21 protein-coding genes and 1 tRNA gene are annotated in these 23,843 nt (G+C 62.2%); 15 read left to right on the forward strand and 7 right to left on the reverse strand.

The features are described 5' to 3' along the window. Positions 1–71: 71 nt before the first annotated feature. Positions 72–1,238 carry a pyridoxal phosphate-dependent aminotransferase gene (locus LB577_RS03285; RefSeq protein ID WP_224685541.1) on the reverse strand — a complete coding sequence of 389 codons (1,167 nt, stop codon included), beginning with the start codon at positions 1,236–1,238 and terminating at the stop codon, positions 72–74. 105 nt (positions 1,239–1,343) lie between these two features. Next, on the reverse strand, positions 1,344–1,766 hold the full coding sequence (gene mscL, locus LB577_RS03290) for a large conductance mechanosensitive channel protein MscL (RefSeq protein WP_224685542.1): 423 nt from the start codon (positions 1,764–1,766) through the stop codon (positions 1,344–1,346). A 251-nt stretch (positions 1,767–2,017) separates the two neighbouring features. Here mscL and LB577_RS03295 point away from each other — a divergent pair, with 251 nt between their 5' ends. Next, positions 2,018–5,509, forward strand: coding sequence for a PAS domain-containing hybrid sensor histidine kinase/response regulator (locus tag LB577_RS03295; protein WP_224685543.1), 3,492 nt, complete (start codon positions 2,018–2,020; stop codon positions 5,507–5,509). Between the two features lies 1 nt (position 5,510). On the opposite strand, the gene LB577_RS03300 is transcribed toward LB577_RS03295, so the two are convergent. Further along, positions 5,511–6,170 carry a response regulator transcription factor gene (locus LB577_RS03300; RefSeq protein WP_023768333.1) on the reverse strand — a complete coding sequence of 220 codons (660 nt, stop codon included), beginning with the start codon at positions 6,168–6,170 and terminating at the stop codon, positions 5,511–5,513. 127 nt (positions 6,171–6,297) lie between these two features. Continuing rightward, positions 6,298–6,732: a hypothetical protein gene (locus tag LB577_RS03305; protein ID WP_023768334.1), complete on the reverse strand. Its 435-nt coding sequence runs from the start codon at positions 6,730–6,732 to the stop codon at positions 6,298–6,300. A gap of 163 nt (positions 6,733–6,895) precedes the next feature. Between LB577_RS03305 and LB577_RS03310 the strand changes: the two genes are divergently transcribed. Further along, complete coding sequence (locus LB577_RS03310) at positions 6,896–7,246, forward strand: DUF952 domain-containing protein (protein WP_224685544.1); 351 nt, start codon at positions 6,896–6,898, stop codon at positions 7,244–7,246. Further along, on the forward strand, positions 7,243–8,322 hold the full coding sequence (locus LB577_RS03315) for a quinone-dependent dihydroorotate dehydrogenase (protein WP_224685545.1): 1,080 nt from the start codon (positions 7,243–7,245) through the stop codon (positions 8,320–8,322). Before LB577_RS03310 ends, LB577_RS03315 begins: the two co-directional genes overlap by 4 nt. Here the strand turns inward: LB577_RS03315 and LB577_RS03320 are convergent. Then, on the reverse strand, positions 8,315–9,655 hold the full coding sequence (locus tag LB577_RS03320) for an MATE family efflux transporter (RefSeq protein ID WP_224685546.1): 1,341 nt from the start codon (positions 9,653–9,655) through the stop codon (positions 8,315–8,317). The two genes, LB577_RS03315 and LB577_RS03320, sit on opposite strands and share 8 nt — an antisense overlap. A 131-nt stretch (positions 9,656–9,786) precedes the next feature. Between LB577_RS03320 and LB577_RS03325 the strand changes: the two genes are divergently transcribed. Beyond that, positions 9,787–10,683 carry a histone deacetylase gene (locus LB577_RS03325; protein WP_224685547.1) on the forward strand — a complete coding sequence of 299 codons (897 nt, stop codon included), beginning with the start codon at positions 9,787–9,789 and terminating at the stop codon, positions 10,681–10,683. A gap of 20 nt (positions 10,684–10,703) precedes the next feature. Here the strand turns inward: LB577_RS03325 and LB577_RS03330 are convergent, their stop codons facing one another. Then, positions 10,704–10,967 carry a DUF6460 domain-containing protein gene (locus tag LB577_RS03330; RefSeq protein ID WP_224685548.1) on the reverse strand — a complete coding sequence of 88 codons (264 nt, stop codon included), beginning with the start codon at positions 10,965–10,967 and terminating at the stop codon, positions 10,704–10,706. 571 nt (positions 10,968–11,538) lie between these two features. Here LB577_RS03330 and LB577_RS03335 point away from each other — a divergent pair. From LB577_RS03335 to LB577_RS03385, 11 genes are all read left to right on the forward strand, one after another. Continuing rightward, complete coding sequence (locus tag LB577_RS03335) at positions 11,539–12,156, forward strand: outer membrane protein (RefSeq protein ID WP_224685549.1); 618 nt, start codon at positions 11,539–11,541, stop codon at positions 12,154–12,156. Between the two features lie 152 nt (positions 12,157–12,308). After that, the gene (locus LB577_RS03340; protein WP_224685550.1) at positions 12,309–12,701 is read left to right on the forward strand and encodes a hypothetical protein; all 393 of its coding nucleotides are present in this window, start codon (positions 12,309–12,311) and stop codon (positions 12,699–12,701) included. A gap of 49 nt (positions 12,702–12,750) precedes the next feature. Next, on the forward strand, positions 12,751–13,425 hold the full coding sequence (locus tag LB577_RS03345) for a response regulator transcription factor (RefSeq protein ID WP_224685551.1): 675 nt from the start codon (positions 12,751–12,753) through the stop codon (positions 13,423–13,425). Next, positions 13,422–14,846: a sensor histidine kinase gene (locus tag LB577_RS03350; RefSeq protein ID WP_224685552.1), complete on the forward strand. Its 1,425-nt coding sequence runs from the start codon at positions 13,422–13,424 to the stop codon at positions 14,844–14,846. The genes LB577_RS03345 and LB577_RS03350 overlap by 4 nt, the downstream gene beginning before the upstream one ends. Positions 14,847–14,933: 87 nt before the next feature. Then, complete coding sequence (locus tag LB577_RS03355; RefSeq protein ID WP_411969185.1) at positions 14,934–15,962, forward strand: glycosyltransferase family 2 protein; 1,029 nt, start codon at positions 14,934–14,936, stop codon at positions 15,960–15,962. Positions 15,963–15,994: 32 nt separating this feature from the next. Next, entirely contained in the window at positions 15,995–16,450 is a 456-nt protein-coding gene (locus tag LB577_RS03360) for a GtrA family protein (protein ID WP_224685553.1), read from the forward strand. A 101-nt stretch (positions 16,451–16,551) separates the two neighbouring features. Next, positions 16,552–18,042, forward strand: a complete 1,491-nt coding sequence (locus LB577_RS03365; protein ID WP_224685554.1) for a hypothetical protein — start codon at positions 16,552–16,554, stop codon at positions 18,040–18,042. A gap of 235 nt (positions 18,043–18,277) precedes the next feature. Next, entirely contained in the window at positions 18,278–20,245 is a 1,968-nt protein-coding gene (locus LB577_RS03370; protein ID WP_224685555.1) for an acyltransferase family protein, read from the forward strand. Positions 20,246–20,269: 24 nt separating this feature from the next. Further along, positions 20,270–20,343: transfer RNA gene (locus LB577_RS03375), tRNA-Gly, on the forward strand. 262 nt (positions 20,344–20,605) lie between these two features. After that, positions 20,606–20,854, forward strand: a complete 249-nt coding sequence (locus tag LB577_RS03380; RefSeq protein WP_224685556.1) for a hypothetical protein — start codon at positions 20,606–20,608, stop codon at positions 20,852–20,854. A gap of 413 nt (positions 20,855–21,267) precedes the next feature. Next, the gene (locus LB577_RS03385) at positions 21,268–22,608 is read left to right on the forward strand and encodes a methyltransferase (protein WP_224685557.1); all 1,341 of its coding nucleotides are present in this window, start codon (positions 21,268–21,270) and stop codon (positions 22,606–22,608) included. Positions 22,609–22,845: 237 nt separating this feature from the next. Here the strand turns inward: LB577_RS03385 and LB577_RS03390 are convergent, their stop codons facing one another. Next, positions 22,846–23,607, reverse strand: coding sequence for a Stf0 family sulfotransferase (locus LB577_RS03390; RefSeq protein ID WP_023768346.1), 762 nt, complete (start codon positions 23,605–23,607; stop codon positions 22,846–22,848). Positions 23,608–23,843 lie beyond the last annotated feature (236 nt).

Consider the following 23,843-nt stretch of genomic DNA (forward strand, 5'->3'; position numbering starts at 1 on the left):
CCCGTTTGAAACTCAACTCCGGCGGCATCTGAGGCACCAGAGCGACTTCCAGTTCGGGCTTCGCCGCCTGCTCAGACAGTTCCCATCCACTTCGCCAGCCGATGCGCGGCCTCCTCGATCTGGTCGAGGCGGCGGTGGAAGCACAGCCTGAGGAAGGCTTCGCCGCCGGGACCGAAGGCGGTTCCCGGAGCCAGGCCGACATTGGCCTTGTCAACGATGTCGAAGGCCGCCGCGCGCGAATCGGTGATGCCGTCGACCGTGAAGAACAAATAGAAGGCGCCTTGCGGCACGGTAAACCGGGCGCGGCCGGTGGCGCCGAGAATGCCGCAGACCAGGTCGCGCGCCTTCCTCGCCCGCTCCACCTGTTCGGCGACGAAACCATCGCCCTCGTCGAGAGCTGCGACAGCGCCGCGCTGCATGAACTGGGCGACTCCGGAATTCGAATACTGGATCAGGTTCTCGAACACCTGCTGCAGGCTCGGATGCGTCTTGATCCAGCCGACGCGCCAGCCGGTCATTGCCCAGTTCTTGGAAAACGAGTTGACGAACAGGATGCGGTCTTCCGCCGTGGCTATGTCGAGGAAGGACGGCGCGCGGCCATGGCCATAGTGGAACAGCGAATAGATTTCGTCGGCGATGATCCACACGTTCCTGGCGCGGGCGAGATCGAGGATCGCCCGCAAGGTCTCGTGATCGGCGGTCCAGCCGGTCGGGTTCGACGGCGTGTTGATGAACAGCGCCTTGGTGCGCGGGGTGATCGCCGCGGCGATCTTCTCGACGTCGCAGGACCAGCCATTGCCGGAATGATCGAGCGTGACCGCCACCGGAACGGCGCCCGACAGGGCGGCGGCAGCGTCGAAATTCGGCCAGGCCGGCGACAGATAGATCACCTCATCGCCAGCGCCGGCGAGAGCGGTAAGGGACATCTGGATGGCATGCATGCCGGATCCGGTGACGATGAATTGCTCCTCCGGGAAGGTCTTGGCGAAATGCCTGGCGTAGTAGCGGGCCAGCGCCTGCCTGAGGTCGGGAATGCCCCTCTGCCAGGTGTAGAACGTCTCGCCGCCGGCCAGCGCCTTCGACGCGGCATCGGTGATGAAGGCCGGTGTCGGCAGGTCGCCCTCGCCGGCCCAGAGCGGGATCAGCCCCTCACGCAGGCGGCCGTAATTGACGACGGCGACAATGCCGCTCTCAGGTGCGGCACGGGCTTCGGCGCGAAAGCTGTCGATCAGGCTCATGGGCAAATCCGTTTTCGATTAGGGTTGCCGCTCTTTACCAGATGCTTGAACGGAAAACCCCGGCCGAGAACGGCCGGGGTTTTGGTCCAGCAACGGTTGGCTACGTTATCGCCTGGCGAGCAGATCGCGGATTTCGGTGAGCAACGCAACATCGGCGGGGGGCGGCGCGGCGGGGGCCGCAGGCTTCTCGGCCTCGAGCCGCCTGCGCAAATTGTTCACCGCCTTGACCATGAGAAAGATGATGAAGGCGAGGATGAGGAAGTTCAGCACCACCGTGATGAAGCTGCCATAGGCAAAGACCGCACCCTGTTTCTTGGCGTCGGCCAGCGAGGTGGCGTTCACGGCAGAGGACAATCCAAAGAAATAGTTGTTGAAGTCCAGGCCGCCGAAAATCGCACCGACGATCGGCATGATGATGTCGTTGACAAGGGAATCGACAATCTTGCCGAACGCAGCGCCGATGATGACGCCGACCGCCAAGTCCATCACGTTGCCCTTGGAAATGAATTCCTGGAATTCTCTCAGCATTCGACCCTCCTTGTCATGGCCGGCCGCGCTGCCGCTCCGTCCTTGCGGCGTCGACCCGACGGCAACATAACAAAAACCTGCGGTTGCAACATGGGCAAAAAGTGGAAAACAACCGCTTTCTCCTTAGGCAGCGCCCGGGCTCGCTTCGTCGCCCCGATCATGCTGCCAAAGCCGCGATGGACTCCAGAGCCAAGCTGTGATTGCGTTCGCACAAGCCGGATAAAAAGGCGGCAAAGGAGGAAATTCCAGGCGTGCAGGGCTTGTTCATCGTCATCATCGCGATCGCCTATGTGACGCTGCTGTTCGCCATCGCCAGCCTGGGCGACCGCCGCTCGGCTGTCTCCGGACCCGGCCGCGCGCGGCCCTTCATCTATGCGCTCAGCCTTGCCATCTACTGCACCTCCTGGACCTTCTTCGGCTCGGTCGGGCTCTCCTCCGAGCGCGGCCTCGAATTCCTCGGCATCTATACCGGCCCGGTGCTGGTGTTCGTGTTCGGCTTCCCGCTGCTTAACCGCATCGTGCGGCTGGCCAAGACCGAGAAGATCACCTCGATCGCCGACTTCCTTGGCGCCCGCTACGGCAAGAGCTTCACCGTCGCCGCGATCGCCACGCTGATCGCGACCATCGGTGCGGTGCCCTACATCGCGCTGCAGCTGAAGGCGATCTCCGGTTCGGTCAGCCTGATGGTCGAGCACTATACGGGATCGCCGCCGTCCTTCGATCCGTTCGTCAGCGACATCTCGCTGGTCGTCGCCATGCTCTTGGCGCTGTTCGCGGTGCTGTTCGGCACCCGCCACGCCGACGCCACCGAGCACCAGGACGGACTGGTGCTGGCGGTGGCGGTCGAGACCGTGGTCAAGCTTGCCGCCTTCCTGGCGATCGGCCTGATGGTCACCTTCCTGATCTTCGGCGGCCCTGGCGACATGTTCGCCAAGCTGGCGCAGAATGGGCAGGTGCGTCAGGCGATGGGCTATAACACTTCGCTCGCCACCTGGCTGGTGCTGACGGGCTTGAGCGGCTTTGCCATCATCCTGTTGCCGCGGCAGTTCTACGTCACCATCGTCGAGAACCGCGGCGAGGCCGAACTGCGCACCGCGACCTGGGTGTTCCCGCTCTACCTCGTGGCGATCAACCTGTTCGTGCTGCCGATCGCCTTTGCCGGCCTTTCCCTGGTCGGCACCGGCACCAGCAGCGATCTCTACGTGCTGTCACTGCCCTTGTTCAGCGGCCATGACGTGCTTGCCATGGCGGCCTTCATCGGCGGCTTGTCGGCGGCAACGGCCATGGTGATCGTTGAAAGCGTGGCGCTGTCGATCATGATCTCCAACGATCTCGTCATTCCGCTGTTCGTACGCCGGCTGCTCAAGACCTCGACCTCGGAGAACGAGGACTGGTCGACGCTGATCCTCAATGTGCGGCGCGGGGCGATCTTCATCCTGTTGTTCATCGCTTTCCTCTACTACCGCGAGAGCACCAACAGCGCACGACTGTCATCGATCGGCCTGATGTCGTTCGCGGCCATCGCGCAGTTCGCGCCGGCACTGGTCGGCGGCCTGATCTGGCGCGGCGCCAACGGCAGGGGCGCCGCGCTCGGCATGGTCGCCGGCATCCTCGTCTGGGGCTACACGCTGCTTTTGCCCTCGCTTGTCGCGCCCGATACCGACATGGTCGTGCACGGGCTGTTCGGCTTCGAAGCGCTGCGGCCGCAGGCCCTGTTCGGCACTGTGGCCGAACCACTGAACCACGGCGTGTTATGGAGCCTTTCGATCAACACGCTGTTCTTCGTGCTTGGCTCGCTGTCGCGCGCGTCGGTGCCGCTGGAGCGCATCCAGGCATCGATCTTCGTGCCAAGGGATGCCGGCCCGATGCCGAGCCTGCGCCGCTTCCGCACCGCCATCACCGTCAACGACCTCAAGGATACGATCGGGCGTTATCTCGGCGTCGAACGCACCGAGCGCTCCTTCCAATCATTCGAGAAGACCAACGGCACCACGCTGCTCGGCAAGGAGCAGGCGAGCATGGACGTGATCCGCTTCTCCGAGCAACTGCTGGCAAGTGCTGTCGGTTCCTCCTCGGCGCGGCTGATCCTGTCGCTGCTGTTCCGGCGCCACGACCGCGAATCCAGCGATGCCTTCCGCCTGCTCGACGACGCCACCGAGGCGCTGCAGCACAACCGCGACCTCTTGCAGATCGCGCTCGACCAGATGGAGCAAGGCATCACCGTCTTCGACCGCGATTTCAGGCTGATCTGCTGGAACCGCCAGTACCGGGCGCTGTTCGACCTGCCCGACGACATGGGCCAGGTCGGCGTCTCGCTCGACCAGATCCTGCGCCATCTGGCCGAACGCGGCGACATCCCCGCCGACCAGCGGGTGACGATGCTCAACCGGCTGACCAGTTTCGTCAGCCCCTGGCAGATGGAATTGAAGACCAGCGGCCGCATCCTGGAACTGCGGTCCAACCCGATGCCGGATGGCGGCATCGTCGCCACCTATGCCGACATTTCCGGGCGCGTCGAACAGGATCTGGCGCTGAAGCGCGCCAATGAATCGCTGGAGCAGCGCGTCAAGACCCGCACCATCGAACTGACCAGGGTCAATGAGGAGTTGGCGCAGGCGCAGATGCTGGCCGAGGAGGCCAATCTCGGCAAGACGCGCTTCCTCGCCGCCGCCGGCCACGACATCCTGCAGCCGCTGAACGCCGCCCGGCTCTATTGCTCCTCGCTGATCGAAAAAGCCGGCAAGGGGCCGGCCGGAAAGGCGGCCGTCAACATCGAATCCTCGCTGGAATCGGTCGAGACGATCCTGGGCGCCGTGCTCGACATCTCGCGCCTCGATGCCGGCGCGATGAAGCCGGATGACAGCGCCTTCACCCTCGACGGACTGCTGAGCCAGATCGGCAACGACTTCCGGCCGCTTGCCGCCGAAAAGAAGCTCGGGCTGACGATCATGCCATCGTCGCTGACGGTAATGACGGACCGCAATCTATTGCGTCGCCTGATCCAGAATCTCGTCTCGAACGCCATCAAATACACGCGGCACGGCCGCGTCCTGGTCGGCGTCAGGCGGCGCGGCGAATTGGCGGAGATCCAGGTGATCGACACCGGCATCGGCATTGCCGGTGACAAGCTGAACACGGTCTTTCGCGAATTCACGCGACTGGACGAGGGTGCGCGAGAGGCCGAGGGCCTCGGCCTCGGCCTCTCCATCGTCGACCGCATCGCCCGGGTGCTCAGGCTCGAAATCCGCATCTTCTCCAATCCAGGCAAAGGCACGCGCTTTTCCGTTGTTTTGCCGGTCGCTGCCATGCAGGAGCCGCGACGCGAGGTCGAAAAGACCAGAGGCCCTGCCCGGGCGGCGGCTTCGTTGGCGGGATTGCATGTGCTTTGCATCGACAATGATGCCCGCATCCTCGAAGGCATGCGGCTGCTGCTCGAAGGCTGGGGGTGCCATGTCGACACCGTATCCGGCTCACGCGATCTGGAGACCGCCGCGATCGGCCGCCCGGACATCGTGCTTGCCGACTACCATCTCGACGGCGAAACCGGTCTCGAGATGATCGTCAGGCTGCGGGCGGCCCATGGCAGCGACCTGCCGGCCGTGCTGGTCACCGCCGACCGCTCCAACGAGGTGCGGGCGGCCGCGAGCGAGCTTGAGATCCCGGTGATCAACAAGCCGCTGAAACCCGCCGTGCTGCGTTCGATGATGGCCAGGGTCAGGCCGCTGGCCTCGGCGGCGGAATAGGTCAGCTCGTCGGCTGCAGCGGGTCGCCGCCGATCTTGGATAAAAGGATCACCGCCTGGGTGCGACTGTCGACGCCGAGCTTCTGCAGGATGGCCGAGACATGCGCCTTGATGGTCGCCTCGGAGACGCCGAGTTCATAGGCGATCTGCTTGTTGAGCAGGCCTTCCGCCAGCATGCCAAGCACCCGGGTCTGCTGCGGCGTCAGCGCCTGCAGCCGCTTGATCAGGTCCGAGATTTCGGGATCGCGCTCGACGCCGAGATCGATGCCGGCGGGTGCCGCGATGTCGCCGGCAAGCACCGACTGCACGGCATTGCGGATCTCCTCCATGCTGGCCGATTTGGAGATGAAGCCGGAAGCGCCGAGATCGAGCGCGCGCCTGATCGTCGCCGGGTCATCATGCGCCGAGACCACGACCAGCGGCACCGACGGATGGACGCCGCGCAGCGAAACCAGACCGGAGAGACCGCTGGCGCCCGGCATCGACAGGTCGAGCAGCACCAGATCGACATCCTCATTGGCCACGACCAGCGCCTTGGCGCTTTCGAAATCGCCGGCCTCGTGGATGGCGGCGACATTGCCGATGCCGGCGAGCGCCTCGCGCAGCGCGCCGCGAAACAGCGGATGATCGTCGGCGATGACGAAAGAATAGCCTGACGGCAAATGTCCCTCCCCGAATCCCCGATGATTTTTTAGGCTTTTTCCGGGGCACGTTGGACGATTATGAGGGGCGGCGCGCTGTTTTCAAGCGGCAAAGCCAGCGCGCCGCGTTTTCCCTTGTCTATAGCGCTCAGGTCTTCTGCGAGTTGAGCTGGGCGCCGTCACCCTTGTCCTTGTCCATATCCTTGACGATGCCCATGAAGCCGCGCAGGAAGCGCTCCATGTAGCTCATCGTCTTGTTGAATTCCTCCTCGCTCGGCAGCTTCGATTCGAGCCGGGCGGAGAGCGAATTTTCCAGCTTGGTGACGCGCTCGTCCATCGCCTTCATCGAGGTCTGCAAGCGGTCGACCTCGTCCTGGAAAGCGGCGCGCTCGTCGGCCGCCATCTTGCAGACGAGCTGCCCGGAGCGTTCCTCGCAGATCGACATCGCGCCGGTCTGGGTGTCCATGCGGATATAGCCGGTGGCCGACTTTTCCAGCCGGTAGCGATCGGTTTCTTCCGAATATGCTGAAGCCGCGACCAGCGAAACGAGCGCGGCGGGGATCAAGATGTGCTGCAGACGCATGTTGTCCTCCATGGCCAAAGCCTAAAATATCGCATCTTTGCGCCGGAAATGGGGAAGACCCTTGGCGTGGCCTTTCCCGCACGGCTGGTTCGGATTCGTTTTGACGCAATTCCGGACGGAAAACCGTTTCACACTTGTCCTGGAATTGCTCTATAGCGCAACCATGTCTCAGTTTATCTATAAGATAACCCCGGAAGCGGCTTGGCGCGAGGCCGAAACCAATGGCCGTTTCACTGGTGCCGCGATCGATGTCGCCGACGGCTTCATCCACTTCTCCACGGCTTCGCAGGTCAGGGAAACAGCGGCAAAACATTTTTCCGGCCAGACGGATCTTCTGCTGGTCGCCATCGACGACGCCAGCCTGGGCGATGCCCTGAAATACGAAGTCTCGCGCGGCGGCGCACTGTTCCCGCATCTTTACGGCGTGCTGAACCTGAAAGCGGTCAAGTGGGTCAAGCCATTGCCGCTCGGCGCCGACGGCACCCACCAGTTCCCGCCGCTGGAGGGGCAATGAGCGTGCTCGACCGGATCGGCCAGAAGCTGCTGTTCACCTTCGATCCGGAAACCGCGCATGGCCTGTCGATCGCGGCGCTGCGCTGCGGCCTGCCGGTTGGCGCGCGTGCAACGCGCGATGCCAGGCTGAAGGTCTGTCTCTGTGGTCTCGATTTCCCGAACCCGCTCGGCATGGCGGCCGGCTATGACAAGAACGCCGAGGTGCCCGATGCGCTGCTTGGCCTCGGTTTCGGCTTTGCCGAGGTCGGCACGGTCACGCCGCTGCCACAGGCCGGCAATTCGAAGCCGCGGATCTTTCGGCTGACGGCGGATGAGGCGGTGATCAACCGTCTTGGCTTCAACAATGAAGGCCATGCGGCTGCCGAAAAACGCCTCGCCGCCCGCAAGGGTCGTGGCGGCATCGTCGGGGTCAACATCGGCGCCAACAAGGATAGTGCCGACCGCATCGGCGATTATGAGCGCGGCGTCGCCCGCTTTGCGGCCTATGCCAGCTATCTCACCGTCAACATCTCCTCGCCAAACACACCCGGCCTGCGCAACATGCAGGCACACGAACAGCTCGGCGAACTGCTGTCGCGGGTCATGGCCGCACGCGCCGCGGCGTCCGCGCAGCCGCCGGTCTTCCTGAAGATCGCGCCGGACCTGGTCGAGGCCGAACTGGAGGACATCGCCGCCGAGGTGACCGAGAAAAAGATCGACGGCGTCATCGTCTCCAACACCACCATTTCGCGACCGGCCTTGCGCAGCGGCGACGTTGCGCGCGAGACGGGCGGACTGTCGGGCAAGCCGCTGTTCGAACGCTCGACCATCGTGCTGGCGAAAATGCGCAGGCTGCTTGGCCCCGAGAGGACCATCATAGGCGTCGGCGGCGTCGATACTACGGACGCCGCACTGGAGAAAATCCGCGCGGGTGCCGATCTCGTCCAACTCTACACCAGCATGATCTACGCCGGACCGGCACTGCCAAGCCGCATTATTGCAGGGATGGTAAGCTTCATGGAAAAAGGGCGCCTCAAGTCCATCCGCGAATTGCGCGACAGCAATCTCGATCGGTGGGCGTCGAAGCCACTCAGCTGAACGCCGTGCGCATTCGCAGTTGTAGAATCGTCAGCAGGCTGAAGCCGCGCGCGAGCAGGAACACGTGCAGCGCCGCCCACAGGCCGTGATTGCCGAAGGCCGGCGCCAGGGTCAGCAGCGCGGCGGCGAAAACCAGGAACGACAAGAGCATCATGTTGCGCATGTCGCGCGACCAGGTCGCGCCGATGAAGACGCCGTCCATCTGGAACGCCAGCACGCCGCTCAGCGCGGTGAATGCCGCCCACGGCAGGTAGATGTCGGCCACGGAGCGTACCTCCTGCGATGTCGTGACGACGGCGACCAGATTGGCACCGGCCAACAGAAGCACCAGCGTCGCGGCCCCGGCCAGCCCGAAACCCCAGAACAGCGTCAGCCGCACGGCCTGACGGAAGGGCTGCTCCGCGCGTGCACCGACGGCGCGGCCGGCGAGCTGTTCGGCGGCGGTGGCGAAACCGTCGAGGAAATAGCCGGCGACAAGGAAGAAATTCATCAACACCGCATTGGCGGCCAGCGTCACGGTGCCGAACTGCGCGCCCTGGCGCGTGAACAGCGCGAAGGCGGCAAGCAGCGAGAACGAGCGGATCATGATATCGCGGTTGAGCGACATCATGCGCAGGAAGGCGGACATGTCGAGCAAGCGATGGCGGGGCAAGGGCGGCGCCGTCCGGAACCGCCTGATGACGATGGCCAGACCGAGCAGCATGGCCAGGAATTCGCCACTGACGGTCGCCCAGGCAACGCCGGCAACGCCCCAGCCAAGTTCCAGTCCGAGCAGGAAGCAGAGCGCGATGTTGATGCCGTTGAGCACCAGTTGCAGCACCAACCCAAGCCCGCCCTCGCCGCGGCCCAGCACATAGCCAAGGATGGCGTAGTTGATCAGCGAGAAGGGCGCGGCGAGCAGCCTGATCCTGACATAGACGCCCATCGCCTCGCTGACGCGCGGTCCGGCATCCATGAACCACTGGCCGCCGACGGCGATCAACGGCGAAAGTGCCGCCATTACGATGCCGGCGACGACCGCGATCAGCACGGCGCGCCAGAATACCGCCTGTTCCTCGGGCGCGTCGCCACGCCCGAAAGCCTGGGCGACGAGGCCGGTGGTGCCCGAGCGCAGGAAATTGAAGCCGGTGAAGACGACATCGAAGACCAGCGCGCCCGCCGCCAGGCCGCCGAGCAAGGCGGCATCGCCGAACTGGCCGATCACGGCCGTATCGACCAGGCCGAGCATCGGCGTCGTCAGATAGGCAAGCGTCATCGGCACCGCGATTGCGAGCACGGAACGGTTGGTGACGACGAAAGGTCTCGCGTCGGCTGTGGTCGCGCCCTTGTCCAAGGATTGCTGCCTTGCTGATTGCGGCTTGATCGAGCGTCCGATGTGCCCCATTTTCCTGCCACCGCGCAATCACCCTTGCCGCGACGGCCAACCGAAATCCCGGTCTGGCGCGAGCCCGCCGGACCGAGTCCATGCCCCTGCAGATCGTCCACCATCCCGACTACGACGCCGGCTTCGCCGTCAACCACCGCTTTCCGATGAGCAAGTATCCGCTGCTGATGGAGGCCTTGCACGCACGCGGCCTGACCAGCGCGCTCAACACAGCGGAACCCGCGCCGGCATCATGGCTGAAGCTTGCCCATGCGGCCGATTACGTCGATCAGGTCATCGGCTGTTTTGTGCCGGAAAAAATCGAGCGTGAGATCGGCTTTCCGATCGGCCCGCGCGTTTCGCGTCGCGCGCAGCTTGCCACGGGCGGCACTATACTGGCGGCGCGGCTCGCCTTGCGTCACGGCATAGCCTGCAACACGGCCGGCGGCAGCCATCATGCGCGGCACGCGCAAGGCGCCGGCTTCTGCACCTTCAACGATGTCGCCGTCGCCGCGCTGATGCTGCTCGCGGAGGGTGCCGCGCACAACGTCCTTGTCGTCGATCTCGACGTGCATCAGGGCGACGGCACGGCGGACATTCTGGGCGATGAACCGCGCGCGTTCACCTTTTCAATGCATGGCGAGCGCAACTACCCGGTGCGCAAGATCGCCTCCGACCTCGATGTCGCGCTGCCCGACGGCACCGGCGATGCACCCTATCTCGAAAGGCTCGCCGCGATCCTGCCGGAACTGTCGGCCATGCGGCATTGGGACATCGTTTTCTACAATGCCGGCGTCGACGTCCATGCGCAGGACCGGCTTGGCAGGCTGGCGCTTTCCGACAACGGCCTTCGCAGCCGCGACGAGATGGTGATCGGCCATTTTCGCGCAAACGGCATCCCCGTCTGCGGTGTCATCGGTGGCGGTTATTCCACGGACGTGCCAGCACTTGCCGCGCGCCACGCCATCCTGTTCGAGGTCGCCTCGGGCTACGCCTGACGAACTTTTTCGAGCATGGCCTACTTCCGGTAGTTGGCGATCCTGAGCAGGATGAAGGCCGGAACGACGATCGCGGCGCCGAGCAGGATATAGCCAAGGAAGCGGTCGACGGCGCGGAAGCCCAGGTTCCAGAGATCCATGAAGAACTTCTGGATGCCATAAAAGACATCCATCGGCGACCAGCCGAAGGCATTCATGACAAGGCCGACGAGGAACGAGACCACCAGCAGCTTCAGGATCACCCTGAACGGCGAGTCGCCGAGAAAACGCGTCAGTGCGGACAAGGCCGTCTCCCGATTGAGATGCCCAGACTCACAGGCACCGCCCAGAAATACGTGCTTGGCGGCCATCCATCAAGCCAGCGCGGCCCGCGTAGACAGAAGCTGCCGCATTGAACGCCGAGGGGCGTTATGTTCCGACGACCGTGGAAAGCCCGCACCGCTCAAGCACCTGACCGAGTGATGAATCCGGAGGAACGGCGCGGCGTGCTCGATAGCGTCCCACGCGTCACTGGAGACCTCCATCTCGAACAAGTGATCAAGGCTCCAGGAGAGTCACAATTCTTAAATATCGGTAAACGAATTCGCTTTAATTTATTGAAAATAAACCACAAAATCGTCATTTTCGAAGTTTGCGCAATGTGCTTGCAATTTTCAGCTGCGAGACACTTCACGTCTTTCACGTGACGGATCGCGCGGCGCCCTGCCCCCACCACAGCCGGTGAAAACGGTCTCCAGAACCGCCCAGCCATCCCTGAAAGACACCAATCGGAGCCTGACCGTCCCAACGGTCGCGCTCCCGGGAATTAACCTGCGTACCGATTGCCGGATACGCGTTCGTGTTGGAGTAATGCACGTGACCTCTCAAGCAAAGATCGTCCTGACGGCGGGTGCCCTCGCCTTTTGCCTTCTCGGGCCGGCGATGGCCGCCGACCTCACGCCCACCTACAACGATCCCCCAGCCTTCCAGTGGAGCGGCGCCTATGTCGGCGTCCATGGCGGCACGGCATTCACGGGGATGCCAAACCCGTTTGCGGGCCGCAATGGCCTCAGCGGCGGTGTTCAGGCCGGTTACAACCAGCAGATGGGCCCCGCAGTGCTCGGCGCCGAGCTCGAAGGTTCGTATCTTGGCGGAGCCGAGCACGATGTCCGGGGCGGCAAGATCAAGGGGAAATGGCGCGGTGCGGCCAAGGCCAAGGCGGGAGTGAGCCTCGACCAGACCCTGCTGTTTGGAACCGGCGGCGTTGCACTGACCAAGTTCGACAAAAGCGACAACGTCAGCAGCACCGACGGATGGAAGCTTGGCTATCTCCTGGGCGCCGGTATCGAGCAGGGCTTCGCCGGCGGACTTTCCGCCAAGGTCGAATACGATTATGTCCGCACCCCCGGTGTCGAGACGACCTCGGCCCTTGGAATATCCAAGACGACGATCGGCAGCCACGAGCTGAAGGCCGGCATCAACTACCGGTTCTAGCAACGAAACTTCCCCAAACGCGGTTGCGCGATGCGGAGTATCGCGCAACCGCGTTTTCAGGCGGCAGACCTGCCTCACGTGCTTCGTTGCAATGTCGATGCAATCTTCGCGATCTAGGTCCCGCGCATGAATTTTCACGATGGGAATCAGCTATGTTCGTGCACGGTGCGGACCATATCATTCGAACCTCGAAGGCGCTGTTCGTCGCAATCGTGCTGGTTTTGACAGGCTGCGCTTCCGACATCATGAAGAACTATGTCGGGCAGCCGGTTGAATCGGTCAGTCTGGATTACGGCCCGCCAACCACTGTCGTCGACCTCGGCCAGGGCGAACGCGCCTATCAGTGGCGTAAGGTTTCGACGTCAGCGGTTTCGGGGACGTCGAGCGGCGAGGTTCGCCACACAAAACACGGAACCGTCTATGAAGAGACCGAAACCCCCGCCTATATCGAGCGCCAGGAGTGCTTCTACACATTCTACGCCCGCACTTCCGGTGGCCGCTGGTTCATCACCAATTTCCGCCAGCCAAAGCTGGAATGCGAATGAATTGCCACGGCCGACGACCCCGTTCGGTTACGGGTAAAGGAGACCGTGCATGCGCATCCTGCTGATCGAGGACGAGCCGGAAATGGCCTCGGTGCTGAGGACCGCGCTCGAACGTCTGGATATCATTGTCGACCATGCCTCGACGCTGGCCGATGCAGAAGCGATGGCGCGCCTGGGCTATCATGACGCCGTGGTGCTGGACCGCCGGCTGCCGGATGGCGACGGTCTCGCCCTGATACCGCGGCTGCGGGCCTTGCACCTGGATGTGCCTGTCATCGCGTTGACGGCGATGAGCGGTCTCGAAGACCGCGTCGCCGGGCTCGATGCCGGCGCAGACGACTACATGGTCAAGCCCTTCGCCACGGTGGAACTGGTCGCGCGGCTTCATGCCCTGCACCGGCGCTCGTTCACCTCGCGCGCCAACCAGACGATGGTCGGCCGCCTCACCTATGATTTCCGACATCGCGAGGCATTGGTCGAGGAACAGGCGCTGGACTTGCCGCGGCGCGAGCGGCTTGTGCTCGAAACACTCATCCGTCGGCCAGGGCGAACGATCATGCGCAGTGCACTCGAGGAAGCTGTCTACGCCCTCGACGACGAGATCGGCTCCAATGCGCTCGATGCGCATATTTCGCGGCTGCGCCGCAAGCTCGACGATGTCGCCGCCGGCATCGAGATCCGGGCAATCCGCAACCTTGGCTATCTTTTAAGGGCGGCATCTTGAAGAAGGCGCGCACAGGCTCGCTGCAATGGATCCTGGTCCGGCGGCTGATCCTGCTGCAGGCGGCGACGCTGCTCATCTTCATTGTGCTTTGTGCGGCGGCGTTGTGGATCACCAATCCGCGGCTCCTGATCGACAACGAGGCGGCGGTTGCCGCCATTAAGGAAGCGGTCGGTCGCGACGGCAACGGCAAACTGGTCGTCCATGAGACCGAGGAGCTTGCCAGCTTTCGCGAGGGTTTCCCCAATGTCTGGTACATCGTTCGTGACGGCGGCCAGAGCGTGCGCTTCGGCAATGTGCCTGATGTCTACGCCAGGAATTTTGGCGACCTGCTGGGCGAGGCCGATCACGCCACCATCGGATTTTCCGAAGATGATTTGAGGCCGGAGGCTTATCTCGAAAAAGCGGCGACCAGGGCCGGCACTGTGCAGATCATCGCCGGGACGCGGTCGTCGCGAGAAACCGACGGCCTTGAGCTCAGCATTTCGGCCACGGTCGACGTCGCCAGGAACTCCGACGGCAGCAGGAACTGGGAGAAGGCACTGCCTGCGCTTGCGGTCATCATCCTCATCCTGCTCCTACCGATCATCCTAGTCATGGGAACCACCACACTGGTGACCACTCCGGCGGTAGTGCGCCGGTCCTTTGCCGGCCTTGTCGAAACCGTCCGTCAAGCCGCGCGCATCGATATCGGCACCCGGGCCATACAACTGCCGGTCAAGAATGTGCCGCAGGAGATCGCGCCGATGGTGCATGCCTTCAACGAGGCGCTAGCCCGTCTCGCGCAGGGTTACGACCGGCACAACCGCTTCCTCACCGACGCCGCGCATGAATTGCGCACACCGATCGCCATCCTGCGCACACGCGCCGAACTCTTGAAGCAGGAACCGCAGAGCGCGCGCCTGCTGCATGACATCGAGCGGCTGTCACACCTGGCGCAGCAACTGCTCGACCATCAGTTGCTCGACCGCCCGACGGACCAGCGCCAGGTCGTCGATCTCGCCGAACTCGTCAGCCGGGTCGCCGCCGACTTCGCCCCGTTGGCCATCGAGGCCGGCTATGACCTTGCCTTCGAGCCTGCGCCCAACAAGCCTCATGTCGAGGTCAACGTCCTGCAGGTGGAGCGCGCACTCGCCAATCTCGTGCGCAATGCAATCGAGCATGGTGGCGGCCGCGGCACGATCACGATAGCGATCGACGAGGCCGGAGGCATCGAGGTGCGCGACGAAGGCCCGGGTATTCCCGCGGAAGAGCGCGAAAACGTCTTCGAGCCCTTCTATCGCTTGCAGCCTCAGTCGCACGGTGCGGGGCTGGGATTGAACCTCGCCCGGCAGATCGCCCTGCTGCATGACGGAACGATCCGGATCCTGACCGGCACATGGCGCGGCGCCCGCATCCGCATGGAATTGCCGGTGCGCTCGTGACGGTGGCCGGCTGGCCGACGAACCACCCGGCTTATCTGTTTTCTAACCAATTGCCGCTATTGCCGTTCCAAGAGCGGGAGCCAGGCTTTGGCGGGAACAGGAAAAATCGGCGCGCACCGCACAGTCATGCTGTCGGTCGTGGTGCCATGCTACAACGAGCGTGACGGCGTGGCCGAGCTTCATCGACGCGTCAGTGCCGCATGCCTCGAGCAAAGCCGTTCCTACGAGATCGTGCTTGTCATCGACGGGGCGACCGACGGCACCCGCGAGGCCATTTTCGGACTGGCCGAAAAGGATGACCATGTGGTCGCCATCGACCTTGCCCGCAATTACGGCCATCAGATCGCGCTCAGCGCCGGGCTGGAATTCTGCCGCGGCGAGCGCATCCTCATTCTGGACGCCGACCTCCAGGATCCGCCCGAACTGCTCGGCGCAATGATGGCGAAGATGGATGAAGGCTTCGACGTCGTCTACGGCCAGAGGATGAAGCGCGACGGCGAGAGCTGGTTCAAGCTGGCTTCCGCCTCGATGTTCTATCGCTTGCTGGGCCGGATGGTCGATGTCGAGATCGCGCAGGACTCCGGAGACTTCCGGCTGATGAGCCGCCGCGCGGTGGACCATTTGAACGCGATGCCCGAACGCTACAGGTTCATTCGCGGCATGGTGAGCTGGATCGGGCTGAGGCAGGTCGCCTTCCCCTATGAAAGACACCGGCGCTTTGCCGGCACCACCCACTATCCGTTGAAGAAGATGGTTCTTCTGGCGGTCGACGCGATGACCAGCTTTTCGATCGTGCCTTTGCGATTCGCCTCGCTGCTGGGGATGATGTTCGGCGTGCTCGGGCTGGTCGTGCTCGGCTATACGCTGTTCGAATGGTCCAGGGGCAACGTGGTGCCCGGCTGGACGAGCCTTGCCGCGATCATGCTGATCATGGGCAGTGTGCAGCTTCTGGTGCTCGGCATATTCGGCGAGTATCTCGGCCGCATGTATATGGAGACCAAGCGGCGGCCGCTCTACTTCGTCAACGAAATCGTTTCGCGCGACCAGCCAGCCAAGGACAGCGACCTGCCCGTCCATCGCCTGCAGGAGATGGCGAAAAGAGCCGCGCGTGGTTAAGGCGAAGGTCGACCGGATGCAACGGGAACGGCATGGACAGGATGCGGTCGGCTCTTCCGTCTGATTTCTCGCGGATGCTGCGCTTTGCCGCCGTCGGGCTGCTCAACACGGCGCTTGGATACACGCTCATCCTGACCGGGCTGTGGCTGGGGCTGGGCGACATCGTTTCCAACGCGGCAGGCTATGCAGCGGGCCTCACCCTTGGCTTTTTCCTCAATCGCCGATGGACATTCACAGCCGCGGGCGGCTTTCGCCCCGGCACAGCCGTTCGATACGCGATCACCTTCATTGTCTCCTACAGCGCCAATCTGGGCATAGTGATCGCCGCAATGTCCGCCGGCATCATCGAAAACCCGTTCGCCCATCTGGCTGGAAACTGCCTCTACACCGTCATCTTCTATCTCGGCTCGTCCCGTTTCGTCTTCGTTAGCGGCGCGGATGATGCCGTGGCCGCAACGAACGCGAAATGGCCCGGAGTTGCGACATGACCGGGGCCGCAGCATCGCGACGGCAACACCGTCGCTTGGAGCCGTGATATGACACAAGCCGCAGCGATCTTGACGGCGACGCCGTCACCCGGAGTTGCGACATGAACCAGGCCGCTGCAATCGTGACGGCTACCCCGTCACTGAACGACGCGCAACGCATCAGGCTGATATTCTGCCTTCTCTGCGCCTGCGTCGTGGCCTATGTGCTCACCGCCTTCGCCGGCGCGATCCTGCAGGATCCCGACAATTGGTGGCAAGTGAAGGTCGGGCTGGACTTCCTGGCAAACCGGACGTTTCCAACCGTCGACCCCTATTCCTATACGTTTGCCGGCCAGCCCTGGATCGCCAAGGAATGGCTGGGTCAGGTGCTTCTGGCCCTTGCTTACAATGCGGGCGGCTGGAATGGCGTCGTCACGCTGATCATCGCCACCGTCGGCCTGACGGTCTTCCTGATGGGATGGTTCCTCAGCGCCTGGCTGAAGCCGATCCTGGCGATAGCCCTGGCCTTCACAGCGGCTTTCCTGGTCGCTCCGATCTATACGGCGCGCCCGCACGTTTTCACCTTGCCGATCATCGTCGTCTGGACGGCAATGCTGTTTCGCGCCGCGCATGAAGAGAAAGCTCCGCCTCTGTGGCTGCTCGTGCTTGTCATCCTGTGGGCGAACCTGCACGCCACCTTCACCCTGAGCTACGTCATCGCTGGATTCGCCGGACTGGAACTGCTGTCGCGGATCGGCCTGTCGAAGCCGGCGCTTCTGGCAAAATGGGTTGCGTTCGGATTGCTCTGCCCTCTGGTCAGCCTGATGCATCCCTATGGGGTGAAGGCCATCCTGGCCACGTTCACCGTCGCCTATGGCAACGAGGCGGTGCCGCTCATCCTGGAGTGGCGCCCATTCAATGCCCAGGAGCACCTCTTCCAGGAAGCGGTGATGCTGCTGGCGCTTTTCGGGCTTTTGGTATCGAGGCTCCGGATCGGCTGGGCCAAGGCGTTGTTCATCGTCTTCGCCGTGCATGTCTATCTCACCCATATGCGATTTGTGTATCTGCCTTTCCTGTTGATCCCCCTGGTGATCGCGGTCGAGGTCGCATGGCAGTATCCTTCGCTCTCAACCACGACCTGGTTGGCGGAAAAACGTGACGGACTGGAAAGGCTCTTCGCCAGCCGATTCCATGCGCTCTGCGGCACCATGGCTGTCTTGCTGGTCGGCGCGGTGTTGATCCTCGGCAGCGCCTATCAGGTCGCACCGAGCCCGAAGACATCGGCCAGCGGCGCCCTGGCATTCGCCGGGGATCACCACCTCACAGGCAACGTGCTGAACTCCTACAATTTCGGCGGCACGCTGATTTTCCATGACATCAAGACCTATATCGACGGGAGGACGGACCAGCTGTTCCTGGGCGGATTCACGAAAGCCGATGAGGCAACGGGCAAGAGCGACGGAAAGCCGCTGCTCGAGGCCCAGCTGAAAAAATACGCTGTTGGCTGGGCGCTGCTTACAGCCGACGATACCCGCATCCCGTTCTTCGCGGAATTGGGCTGGAAGCGGGCGTATGCGGACGACTATGCCGTGATCTACCTGCCCGGCGGCTGATTTTTACGGCGATTTTTCAACGCCGATCTTTCAACGCCTGGGCCAATCGGCTTCATCAATCGAACACCGGTTTGCCTTGACACCGATGTTGCAGTGCAGCAAAGTTGCGCGACAGAGGGTAGATCTGTGCGACCAGCAAACTGGGATTTTTCGCAATATCAGGACGTCGCCGCATGAGCGATGCAGCAAGCTGCGGCAAGCCAACACCGCCGACCCCATCATCCGGACCGGTCAAATGAACTACAGGCGCGACATCGACGGTCTGCGGGCGATCGCGGTGCTGCCCGTCGTGCTCTTCCATTTCGGCGTGTCCGCCATTCCCGGCGGCTTTACCGGGGTCGACATCTTCTTCGTCATATCGGGCTATCTGATCAGCGGCAGCCTGCTCGACGATCTCGAGCGCGGCCAGTTCTCGATCGGCCGCTTCTACTGGCGCCGTGCGCGCCGCATCCTGCCGGCGCTGACCTTCGTCATCGTGCTGGCGAGCATTGCTGCCTGGTTCATCCTTTTGCCGACGGATCTACACGAATTCAGCCTCAGCGTGATCGCGGCCTCGACCTTCTGGTCGAACATCTATTTCTGGAAGACGACCAACTATTTCTCCATCGATGCCGCACTGCGGCCGCTGCTGCACACATGGTCGCTTTCGGTCGAGGAGCAGTACTACATCTTCGCTCCGATCCTTGTGTATCTGATCTACCGCTATGCCTCGAAACGCTGGCTGACGATATTGCTGCCGATCGCCATCGGCAGCTTTGCCGTCGCGGTCATGGCAACCACGCTGGCGCCGACCGCCGGCTTCTATCTCTTGCCGACACGGATCTGGGAACTGGCGCTGGGCGCCATGCTGATGCTGAAAAGGCCTCCGGCGCTTGCCAGCCGGCTGGCGATGGAACTGATCGGCCTGGCCGGGTTTGTCCTTGTCGCGGCCGGTTTCCTGACGATTTCGGAAAGCGACCCGTTTCCGGGCTACAATGCCCTGTTGCCCTGCGTTGGAACGGCGCTGCTCATCTATGCCGGCACCGACCGCGCGGGCGCGGAAGGGCCGGCACCCATTGCCACCCGCGTGCTTCGGTTCGCCCCGCTGGTCTGGGTCGGCCTCATTTCCTATTCGCTCTACCTGGTTCACTGGCCGATCAACTCGTTCGTCCACTATCTCTCCCTGAAGGCCATCGGCGTGCCGACGATCGTCGCGATGACGGTGGCCAGCTTCGCCCTGGCGACGTTCTCCTGGAAATATGTCGAGCAACCCTTTCGCCAGAAACGGGCGTTCACCGCCCCCTTGCCCATCTTCGCCTTTTCAGCGACGGCGATCGCGCTGCTGTGCGCCGTTGGCCTGACTGGTGCGCTGGGCAACGGTTTTCCGCAACGGTTCCCGGATTTTTCGACCGAACGGATTCGCGTCGGCGACTGGCGCAACGGCGTCTGTTTCAATGAAGGCGAGACCCGGATCGAGACCTGGAACCTTGCCGACTGCACCCGCACGCAGGGCTTTGCCACCAATGTGCTGCTGTGGGGCGATTCCTTTGCAGCCCATTATGTTCCGGGGCTCGACGCCAACGCGCAGAAGGTCCAGGCCAACGTCATCCAATACACCTATGCCGGCTGTCCACCGGACCTGAGCTATTTTTCCTATGCCCGGCCGGCCTGCACCCGCTTCAACGAACGGGCCCTGTCGATCATCCGGGACGCCAATGTCCACGCGGTCATCCTGAGCGGCCGTTGGAGCGACTACCAGATCAGGGGCTTCGATGGCCTGCAGAAGACAGTCGACCGGCTTCGCGAAATGGGCGTCAAGGTCTATGTCATCGGCCAGTCTCCGGAATTCGTCGCCGACGTCCAGAAAATCGCCTTCTTCGCAACGCGGGAGCATGCCGCGAACACGTCCTGGCCGATGGCCATGGATCCCGACATCAACAAGCGAGTGCTGCCATTCGTCAAAGGCGCTGATTTCATCGACCCGCTGGCCTATCTGTGTGACGCGGCCGGCTGTTCCTACGCCGATGCAGGCACCAGGCAATTTCTCTACTTCGACTACGGCCATTTCTCGACCGCCGGAGCGGCGCTCGCCATCTCGAAATACTGGCCGAGCTTTGCCGCGAGCAACGAAGTCGCGAAGGCAAAAGTGCAATCCGCGGGCCATGGACCCGCTGAACCGCCGCAACTTGCGACAGGAGCCGGTTTGCGATTGCCCGGAGGCTAATCCTCATGGTAACGAGGCTGCTGCGCGGGTATGATGTAATGGTAGCCTGTCAGCTTCCCAAGCTGAACGCGCGGGTTCGATTCCCGCTACCCGCTCCAGCATATGCCGCAAGGGTTTGCGCCTGATTTGGAGCAAGCTAAAGTGGGTGGTTTTTACAGGCAGTTTTACCGCTTTCGTTCCGCTTTTGGTCGAGTCGCTCTCTTGGACGCTACAGCGCGCGTCCGACGACGACCGCACCCAGCTGGTGCTCGACTGGGCCGGCGGCCGGGCGTTTGCCGGCGAAATCATTGATCCTCGACGGCGAGATGATCGCGCCCGAGCCGGACGGCCGGCCGAACTTTCACGCCATGCAATCGCGCATTGGCATGGAATGCCGAGCTGCTTGCCTTCGTCGCCTTCGACATCTTGCACAAGGATGGCGAGGATCCGCGCCCGCTGCCGGTGATCGAGCGCAAGGTGATTCTGTGGGACCTGGTAAAGCCCGCCGACGGCGTCATCCAGTACAGCCAGTACCTTGAAGGCGGTGGCGCCGAGTTCTTCGCGGCGGCCGAGCGGATAGGCCTCGAAGGCATTGTGTCGAAGCTCCTACCGCAGCGGCGCCAGGGATGAGGCTTGGGTGAGGGAGTTCGGCCCCAATGTGCTGGTTTTCCGATCAGTGCCGCCCGTCAAATAAAACCGCCGTCGACCGGGCACAGAAAAGCCCGCCAGGGGGCCAGCGGGCTTAAGTGTCATAAGGCTGACGAGGAGTAGGGTTTGAATTCCCGTCGCAGGGCAAATTAGCTGGAACTCACATAAGGGCAATTAGTCCAACGGCGTATCACGCTTACCCTCCCCATTAGCCGCAGCTAAACTTATCTGGACTCACTGCCACTTTGGAAGCATTCTTCCTTTGGGAGCAAGGGGCGTGGGCAAAGTCCAGCGTCATCAAGGTGCCGACCAGGCTGATCGCTGGCGAAAGGACGCCAGGAAGCGGCGGCCAGGCTTCATCCTTCGAAGGTAACGTTCAGTATCAGGAACACTCTATGATGGACGTCAGCACGCTTCTAACAATTTTGCGTAGCCGCAAGGTGAACCTATGGGTAGAAGGGTCCCGGCTTAGATGCAGTGCTCCTGTGGGTGCAATCGACGCGGAATTGAAATCGGCACTTGTCGATCAGAAAGATGAGATAATTGCCCTCCTGCAAGCGGATACGCCGCCAGGTCATTTGGCTGAAGCGCCGCCAGCTAGATCCGAACAGCCAGCAAGCTCGACACTGCAGACGATTTGTCGCGAAGTTGCTGCACCGGTCCCGGTGGCACCTGAACGAATGACGCAATTTGTGAGCGAATTGCGCAGTTGCAGTTTTGACCTCGCTAGTTGCGCAAAGCGACTGGGGGTTTTTCCTCGCCTAGGTGTTAATTTCTGGGCCTCGATGAGACCCGACTGGGTCGCTCGTGCAAACGATCCCATCGACAATCTTATTTCGCTCTTTATTGATGGCCGTCAGGTCAACACGAACCTCTTTGCCAAACAGCTTACGTCGAGGTTCGTCGATACAGCGCTTGATATGGGCCTCTTGACCGACTGTGCGGGCGGAGTCCTGCAAGCGAACGCGTGTTTATTTCCTTGCTACGGCAGCTACATTGTAACGGACCATCCTGCCAAGAATTCCACAATCAATCAGGTCATGTGGTTGTGGGGAGAGAGCTTTGTTCTCGGCGGCTTGGTCAAAAGAAGTCCACGACGGCGGGCAGTCGATTTGGGGACAGGATCCGGTATTCACGCGATACTGGCCGCAGATCATTGTTCGTCGGTTATCGGCGCGGACGTCAATCCGCGCGCTGTTGAATTTGCAACGTTCAATGCAATGCTTAACGGCAAAAGCAACGCACAGTTTATTTTAAGCGATTTGTTCAACTCAATCGAGGGAACATGCGATCTCCTCTTGGCCAATCCTCCTTACGCTCCTGATAGTGCAGCGCAACCAGGAGACAATTTCTGGAGCGGCGGAGTGCAAGGGACCGACCTGCTTCGAAAAATTGTCGAATCGCTGCCTGCCAAGCTCGATCCTGACGGAACAGCCCATCTAATTGCCCTCTATCCGAATCCGCCCGCCACAAAGACTCGAGATCATTTTGATATGTGGCTTGGTGGGAAGATAGGCGACTGGGATGTGCTGGATCACACCTGGCCGGTGCCGCACTACGAAGATTTATTCTCCTTGCAGCCCTACCAGGGCGACAAGAGCGCGTGGCGTTTCGGCGTGGTCAGTCTGCGTCGCTCTGCCTCCGGAAATGGTTGGTGGAAAGAGGGGGCCGGCAGAGGTTTGTTTTTCGGGACGGATGGACGCTGCAACTTGGTTGCCGATCACGACGGCCACTGACCCCTTGCGCTGGGAAGAACCGCGGCATTCTAACCGTCCGACGGTTTTACATTTCTACGGTAACCCATTGATTTCAAACAAGCGCTATTTGCCCGAGTTTACACGAAAGTCGTTGGAATCCGGTCGAAAGGGCTAGCTTCCCAAGCTGAACGCGCGAGTTCGCTACCCGCTCCAGCATATGTCCGAAGGGTTTGCGCCTGATTTGGCTCCGGAAACCAGTGGGCGCCGCAGGCAAGTCTAAGCCTGGCCTATTCGCATCTGCTTCTTGAGAAGGAACCGGGTGAAGTTCTCGAAGTTGCGCGGCGCCACCTGTTCGGGGAGGTGGGCCAGCACGTCTCCCGATCGGGCGTCGTCCTGGAAACGCTCCACCCACTCTTCGGTATGCGTGTCCCGCTGCAACCGCAAATTCGTCTTGAACTCGCAGTCGGGCATCTCAACCGACAATTGCCGGGCAACCGATGCGACGTAGGGACGAGGATCATCCAGCAGATCTTCGTAGAAGAAATGGTCGTGGGGCAAATCGGCGAGGCGCAAGTAGGCCTCCCAGAAGGCATAGCTCTGCTCAATCAGGAAATAGGCCCGGCAGATACCGGCGAAGTCGTATTGCGGAACCAGATCCGCGCGGTCCATCGTGCTTCTCCAACCGCCAGACGCCTTTGCCCGGCAGTAGGAAATCGCCTGTCGAAGGCGGTCCCGCCGCTCCAGCAGGATCAAACCCATGGTATGGCGCCGGACACATTCGGCAAGGAAGTCGGCTCCATGTTTCGCCTGCGACCAGTGAAGGTGGCGTGGAAACAGTTTTACGGCGAACCTGCCATTCGCGGTCCCGCCGCGATCGATGACGGCAGACAGGAGTTCATCGAAGGATTTCGGCTTGAAACCCAGATTGGCCGTGTCGAGCCATTCGGCCGAGTTGCCTAACAATCCGGTGCTGTTTGCGAGGCTGCCAAGCCATTCGGAGCCGCTACGGGCCTCGGTCAGTATCGCCACACCTTTCATGCGTGCCGGTTGCCCCCTGCCTGTAAGCGTATGGCCGGCATTGCGGGATACGGTTCTGCGCCTCGATGGCTCCTCGGCATGGTCACCTCCGTCTAACAACAGGCCAATTAGTAGTCTCTAATATGATTCCGTCAATTCGATCTTCGGCTAAGCAGTCTTAGGCTAAACAGGCCGGCCAATTCCGTCGCTGGTGCGACACACAGGTCTGGCCCCTGCATACGTCCCCAATCAACAAG

Source organism: Mesorhizobium sp. B283B1A, from assembly GCF_020165735.1.
Taxonomy (GTDB): domain Bacteria; phylum Pseudomonadota; class Alphaproteobacteria; order Rhizobiales; family Rhizobiaceae; genus Mesorhizobium; species Mesorhizobium opportunistum.

Coding starts and splice junctions, on each gene's coding strand:
- LB577_RS03340 (WP_224685550.1), top strand. CDS start 12,309: ATGTTCGTGCACGGTGCGGACCATATCATTCGAACCTCGAAGGCGCTG.
- LB577_RS03285 (WP_224685541.1), bottom strand. CDS start 1,238: ATGAGCCTGATCGACAGCTTTCGCGCCGAAGCCCGTGCCGCACCTGAG.
- LB577_RS03345 (WP_224685551.1), top strand. CDS start 12,751: ATGCGCATCCTGCTGATCGAGGACGAGCCGGAAATGGCCTCGGTGCTG.
- LB577_RS03310 (WP_224685544.1), top strand. CDS start 6,896: ATGTCTCAGTTTATCTATAAGATAACCCCGGAAGCGGCTTGGCGCGAG.
- LB577_RS03385 (WP_224685557.1), top strand. CDS start 21,268: ATGATGGACGTCAGCACGCTTCTAACAATTTTGCGTAGCCGCAAGGTG.
- LB577_RS03305 (WP_023768334.1), bottom strand. CDS start 6,732: ATGCGTCTGCAGCACATCTTGATCCCCGCCGCGCTCGTTTCGCTGGTC.
- LB577_RS03365 (WP_224685554.1), top strand. CDS start 16,552: ATGAACCAGGCCGCTGCAATCGTGACGGCTACCCCGTCACTGAACGAC.
- LB577_RS03315 (WP_224685545.1), top strand. CDS start 7,243: ATGAGCGTGCTCGACCGGATCGGCCAGAAGCTGCTGTTCACCTTCGAT.
- mscL (WP_224685542.1), bottom strand. CDS start 1,766: ATGCTGAGAGAATTCCAGGAATTCATTTCCAAGGGCAACGTGATGGAC.
- LB577_RS03390 (WP_023768346.1), bottom strand. CDS start 23,607: ATGAAAGGTGTGGCGATACTGACCGAGGCCCGTAGCGGCTCCGAATGG.
- LB577_RS03370 (WP_224685555.1), top strand. CDS start 18,278: ATGAACTACAGGCGCGACATCGACGGTCTGCGGGCGATCGCGGTGCTG.
- LB577_RS03325 (WP_224685547.1), top strand. CDS start 9,787: ATGCCCCTGCAGATCGTCCACCATCCCGACTACGACGCCGGCTTCGCC.
- LB577_RS03360 (WP_224685553.1), top strand. CDS start 15,995: ATGGACAGGATGCGGTCGGCTCTTCCGTCTGATTTCTCGCGGATGCTG.